2 protein-coding genes are annotated in these 6,220 nt (G+C 64.6%); one reads left to right on the top strand and one right to left on the bottom strand.

Translation table 11 applies throughout. The features are described from left to right. Nucleotides 1-288: 288 nt before the first annotated feature. On the bottom strand, nt 289-4,614 hold the full coding sequence (locus IFO71_RS21150) for a PD40 domain-containing protein (RefSeq protein ID WP_192031680.1): 4,326 nt from the start codon (nt 4,612-4,614) through the stop codon (nt 289-291). 177 nt (nt 4,615-4,791) lie between these two features. Between IFO71_RS21150 and IFO71_RS21145 the strand changes: the two genes are divergently transcribed. Beyond that, a complete protein-coding gene (locus tag IFO71_RS21145; RefSeq protein WP_192031679.1) occupies nt 4,792-5,580 on the top strand; it encodes a crotonase/enoyl-CoA hydratase family protein in 789 nt (262 codons plus the stop codon). The last annotated feature ends 640 nt before the right edge of the window (nt 5,581-6,220 follow it).

Genomic DNA, 6,220 nt, shown 5'->3' with positions numbered 1-6,220 from the left:
ATGGTCCTCGGGCAACCACTCGGCGGGAGACGGCGGAAGAAGAAAACTCTGGTCTGGGTGATACGGGCGATAAGTCGTCGGCATGCCGCGATATTATCGAGACAGGTTTCTGCCGCCCAGGCTCCTAGCAGGCTGCTGAGACTCATTTCAGCAGCCTGATCTTGCGCGCCACGGACGGCGCGCGCGGAAATCGAACACGCGAGTGGTTGATTTCCGGCATGGGTGGCGCGGCTTTGCCGCGACCGCTTGCGCTGAAAACCTCCAGGATGGAGGTATTTCAGCAACTTGCTAGGGCACGCGGCCGTCCTGCACCCGGCAGACGCTGGCCTCACTGCCCACCAACAGTCGGCGGATCTGCCGCGTTTGACTGACACCACCGATCTCGTAGCTGAAGTCAGCCAGTTCACCGTCGATGAAGTCGAAGCGCGCCGTTCCGATCAGGTCGCCGCCGCTGCTCGGCAGGCTGCCATCAATCGCACTGAACGGCGTGCCATTGCGCTGACGGTATACCTCGCCGCTGAATCGCGCAGGCCCGGTTTGCTGCGTGCTGACGACGAAGAATACCGCCTCGCCATCAAGGTCGTAGGTGTACCAGACCGCCACCAGGCTGCTGTCGAAGTGATACAGGGTGAATCCCCAGCCGGCATTGTCCTCGTTGCCGGTCCACAGGTCGCTGTAGTTGAGAGCCTCGCTGCGACTGAAGTTGGGTGCCGTTGCACAGACGATGTCGCGGCTGGCAAAGGGGAAGCGTTGCAGCGTCTTGCTTTGATTGACACCCTCGATCTGATAGTCGAAGCGCATGCGTGATTCGCCGAAGTAGTTCAGCTGGATCTGGCCGATGGGGGTTGCTGAGCGGGTGGCCGGGCCATTGATCTCAGCAAACGGCGTGCCGGTGAAGCGAAACACCTCGCCGCCAAAGCTGCCGTTGCTGTTGGCACGGGCGCCGCCGATAAGAAACCAGGTGGGTTCACCATCATGGTCATAGGTGAACCACATGGGGGCCAGCAGATTGCCCTGATCGAAGATGTGCACACCCCAGCCGCTCTCTGCGGGAATCCACCAGGCGGCACTGCGTTTCGGTGGAGCGCTTGGGTTGCCGCGTACATAGACGCCAGTTTGTCCGGCGATGCTGGCGCCAAGGTTGCTCGCCGCACTGCTGAAGGCGAGCAGCGAGCCATCGTAATTGACACTGGGCTGGGTGCTGGCGGCGGAAATCTCGCTACCCGTGCTGGTACGCGACAGGCGGGTGATGCTGCCGGCCTCGTCGAGCGCGACACTATGGACGTCGGCGACCTCATTGTTGTCGGTACTGCTCAGATCATGATTGCCAGCCTCGCTGACGAACACCAGGTGCTTGCCGTTGCCCGACAGGCTGGCGGCGTACGCTGCCGCTGAGGTGTCGTTGCCGCGCGCGCTGGTGCTGATGCGCTTGAGTGCGGTGTCGCCCGATTGCCACAGGTAGACATCATTCACGCCATTGGCATCGCCCTCAATCAAGGGCTGATCGGATTCGAAGGCCACCTTGGCGCCGTCGTAGCTGATGCTGGGCTTCGCGCTGCCGCGGTTGGCGCAGCTTGAACTGGGAGTTCCACTTGGGGGGCTGACCCGCTGCGTCTGCCCCGACTGCATATTGCGCAGCAGAATCTGCGCGGTGCCGGTCGGGCAGGGCGATGGGCTGTCGCTGATCGAATTGCTGGCCTGCGTCTGGTAGGCCAGCCACTGGCCATCGGCCGACAGTGCAGGTGATTCGCTGGCGCCATTGGCCGCGGTGGAACCGACCTGGCCTGTACTGCTCAGCGGCATGCAGGTGACGCACTGCGGTGCGCCTAGACTGGGCACCGCTGTGCTGCGATCGATCGGCACGACATAGACATTGCGCTGGCCGACCGTGCCTTGCTGTGGATCCTGGATTTCGGCACTGAAGGCAAGGTTGTTGCCACTGGCCGCCAGGGTGGGCGTACCGGGATTGGCCAAGCCAGTGCTGGGCACCGCCTGGGTGGAGCCGGTTTGCATCGAGCGCAGCAACAAGCTGCCCTGGTTCTTTTGAAGACGCGCCGCACGCTGTTCTGCAGACTCGCCGGCCAGTTTTTGAGCGGCATTGGCCGGAGCGACGAAGACGATGAGTTCGGCGTCATCCGATAGCGTCGGCGCACTGGAGGCGCCGTTCAATTCCCCGCCTGCATCGTCCTGCGATACGCGAACGACTTCGCCGCTTTCGGTGTCCAGCCGGAAGATATCGCTGACGCCGTTCTGATCGCCGGCGACCAGATTGTCGGCACGTGATTCGAACACCGCGTATCGACCACTGGCATCGAAGCGCGGGGCCGCGCTGCTGCCATTGGCGTTGGCAACGATAGGATCGACGCGCAGCCCAAACTCATCCTGCAGTACCGTTTGCGGCAACGGAATGCCGTGCGCGGTGCCGTCGCCCAGCTGGGCGAAGCTGTTCTCTCCCCAGCAGCGGGCAGCTCCGCCCACCACGGCACAGCTTTGGTTGCCGAAACCGGCATCGATGTGTTGGACATTGCGATTGAGTCCGGCAACCGGCGTCGGCAGCGAACGCGACAGCAAGGTGTTGTCACCCACGGTGCCGCCCTGGCCCCAGCACAGCATGGCGCCGTTCTGAAGGCGTGCGCAGCTGTGGAATGCGCCCAGCGCGACCTGTGCCACGCCCGATTGCAGGGTCGGCACCGGGCCGGGCACCAAGCGATCTTGCTCACTGCCATCGCCGAGCAGGCTGCCAAAACTGGCATAACCCCAGCATTGCACCGCACCGTTGCTGTTGAGGGCGCAGGTATGCACGATGCCGGCGTCGATCTGTAGCGGCGGGCTGCTGATGCCCTGCACACTGGTCGGTCGCAGCCGATCGTTGCGGTCGCCGACACCCAGTTGGCCGAACTCGTTCGCGCCCCAACACTGCATGCCGCTGCTGACACTGGCGCAGGTGTGATAGTAGCCGGCGGCAATGGCGGTCGGATTGGCCGCCAGTCCCTGCACGCTGACTGCGGTGAGGCGCGTTTCCAGGCTGCCGTCACCGAGCTGGCCAAAGTCGTTCTGCCCCCAACACTTGATTCCACCGCTTTGCAGGATCGCGCAACCGTGTTCGCGGCCCATGGCGATCGCCAGGGCCGGCGAGTCGAGGCCCAGCACGGGTTCGGGCGTTGCGCGATTGAGGGTGTCGCCATTGCCCAGGGCACCGCTATAGTTGGCGCCCCAACACACCACACTGCGATCGGCTTTGATCGCACAGGCCGAACTATCGCCCGTGGCCAGCGCCAGCACGCCCGAAGTCAGTCCCAGCACATCGACCGGGCGGTAGCGAAACAGATCGGTGCCGTCACCCAGCTGGTTGGCGCCGTTGTAGCCCCAACACTTGACTCCACCGCCTTGGGTGAGGGCACAGCTGAAAAAGCCGCCGGTGGATACCTTGGCCACGCCGCTATCGAGATCGGCTACCGGCGTTGGCGCCGCGCGCCGGCTGCTTTGCCCGTTGCCAAGCTGACCCTCGGTGTTCAGACCCCAGCATTGCAGCCCGCCGCTGTCTGCGCGGGCGCAGCTGTGATGACCACCGGCGGCCACCGCTACGATATCGTCGGCCAGACCAACGACCAGATCGGTGCCCAGACTGCCGTCAATCGGCCCATTGCCGAACTGCCCTTCGTTGCCGTCGCCCAGGCATTTCACCGCACCATCGCTACGCAAGGCGCAGAAGTGGAAGGTGCCGGCGGCGATCGATTGAAAGCCCTGCTCAAAGCCGGGGTACGGTTGAGCGATCAAGCTATCTGCATCGAAGGCCAGCAGCGGGTATTGTGCGCCCCAGCAATGCACCGCGCCGCTTGCACTGACGGCACAGTTGGCGTTGTAGGCACTGGCCAGGTCGCGCCCACCGCTGGGCAGTGCCTGCACCTTGACCGGGCGATTGCGATCCTGGGTGCTGTTGTCGCCGAGCTGGCCAAACTCGTTGGCTCCCCAACACCAGGTTTCACCATTGCTCAATTGGGCGCAGCTATGCACACCGCCGCCGCTGATGCGCAAGGCACTAGCCGGCAAACCCTGCACCAGGATGGCGGTACGACGGTCGCTGTTGCTGCCGTCGCCCAGCTGGCCGCGGCTGTTGCTACCCCAGCACTGCACCCGGCCATCGCTGAGCAGGGCACAGCTATGCTCGGCGCCACCGCTGAAGGCGGTCACTGGCCCCTGCAGGCCGATCACATCAACCGGGCTTGGAATCTGGTACAGCTCGCTGTCACTGCCCAGGGCCCCCGCGCCGTTCAAGCCCCAGCACTTCAATCCACGGGCGGCGGTAATCGCGCAGCTGTGCTCGTCGCCACTGCCGATATCGAGCAGGTTGCTGGGGAGCCCGGGCACTACCACCGGATACACCCGCACGGTGACCGTCGAGCTGTCACCGAGGCCGAGCTGTCCGGTTTCATTGCCGCCCCAGCAGCGCGCAATGCCGCTGCCGGTCAGCGCGCAGGTGTGGCGCCGACCCATTGCGACGTCGGTAACCTCGGCCAATGGCACCGCCGGCCGTGATTCGGCCCTGGCCACTGACGTCGGCAGCACAAGCAGGACGATCCCCAATGCCCACAGGCCCCCGATACTCCGTCGCATCGCGCACCTCACCAAGACCGCCGAGTTGTGTCGGCGAGGCTACGCCGGCCAACAGCGCCGCACAATCCCCCGGCGGGCGGGAGCCCGTGCCCGCTGCGAGATGCAACGGATACTGTCTATACGCGAATGGCTGCCGCCGATTGCCGCCATAATGACGACCCTGACCGGAGACCCTCGATGGCCTTGCTACGCCAGATCCGCCACAACGACATCGTCGAACTGCAGCTGGCCCGTGCCGACAAGCGCAATGCCATGAGTTTTGCCATGATGCGCGAGCTGCTGGCGGCCGGTCGCGACTTGCGTCGCGATCGAACTCTGCGTGCCGTCATCCTTTCTGGCCAAGGTGAATCGTTCTGTGCCGGCATTGATCTGGCCGATCTGGCCGACCGACGCAACCGCCTGTTCGGCGTGTGGGAGTTGATCCGCCCCGGCCAGAGCCTGTTTCAGCAAGCCTGCCTGATTTGGCGCCGTCTGCCGGTGCCGGTGATCGCCGCCTTGCACGGCCACTGTTTCGGTGCCGGCATGCAGCTCGCTCTGGGCGCGGATATTCGCATCGCCCATCCGGCGACGCAGCTATCGATCATGGAAGGACGTTGGGGCTTGGTGCCGGATATGGGCTTATCGGAAAGCCTGCGTGGTCTGCTGTCAGCGGATGTCGCCAAGGACCTCTGTTTCAGCGCGCGCATTATCGATGGCGAACAGGCGCGTTCGCTCGGTCTGGTGACCCAGGTGGCCGATGATCCATTAGCCGCAGCGCAACAGCTCACCGCTGAATACGCACAGCGCTCGCCCGACGCCATTCATGCGGCGAAACAGGTAGTTCAAGCGATCAGCGAGCGCTCGCCGAACCGCAGCCTGGCGCTGGAGAAGCGCTGGCAGTTGAAGTTGATGTTGGGCAGGAATTTCGCCATTGCCAGGCAGCGGGCCAAGCAGCCCGAGACGCCGTTTCTGCCGCGGCAGTATTAGCCTGGGTCTGGCGCATCGCTGCGCGCGTCGCTTCGCCCGACCCTCACCCCGACCCCTCTCCATGAACCGATGGCGTAACCCATTGGTTCGCTGAGGTCGCGCTTTGCTCCCCTCTCCCCTCGCGGGAGAGGGGCCGGGGGAGAGGGGCTCTAAGTGGCTCCGGTTCAAGGTCCGCGCGCAGCGCAGAGCAAGACTCGGGGCTACCCAAAAACCACGCTGCAAGCACCGCTTTGCTCCCCTCTCCCCTCGCGGGAGAGGGGCCGGGGGAGAGGGGCGCAGCGCTCGAGCTTCCCCCTCACCCCAACCCCTCTCCCGCCAGGGGAGAGGGGCTCAAAGTGGCTCCGGTTCAAGGTCCGCGCGCAGCGCAGGGCAAGACTCGGGGCTACCCAAAAACCACGCTGCGCCAAGCACCGCTTTGCTCCCCTCTCCCCTCGTGGGAGAGGGGCCGGGGGAGCGGGGGCGCAGCGCTTGAGCTTCCCCCTCACCCCAACCCCTCTCCCGCCAGGGGAGAGGGGCTCTAACCCGGATATTTCACGAGCCCCTCAAGATCGCGACGTTCGTCCCGACCGGACGTTCGTGTGGCCTTCGCAGACCGGATTTGGCTGCTTTTGGGATGTTTTTCCGGAATTCAGACGCAATG

It is taken from the genome of Pseudomarimonas arenosa (genome assembly GCF_014841215.1).
GTDB lineage: Bacteria > Pseudomonadota > Gammaproteobacteria > Xanthomonadales > Xanthomonadaceae > Pseudomarimonas > Pseudomarimonas arenosa.
Note: the sequence above shows the minus strand (reverse complement) of the source record. Positions and strands in the feature narration are given on the sequence as shown.

What these genes read in the sequence shown, in the direction of transcription:
- IFO71_RS21150 (WP_192031680.1), bottom strand. Translation starts at nt 4,614, where the DNA reads ATGCGACGGAGTATCGGGGGCCTGTGGGCATTGGGGATCGTCCTGCTT.
- IFO71_RS21145 (WP_192031679.1), top strand. Translation starts at nt 4,792, where the DNA reads ATGGCCTTGCTACGCCAGATCCGCCACAACGACATCGTCGAACTGCAG.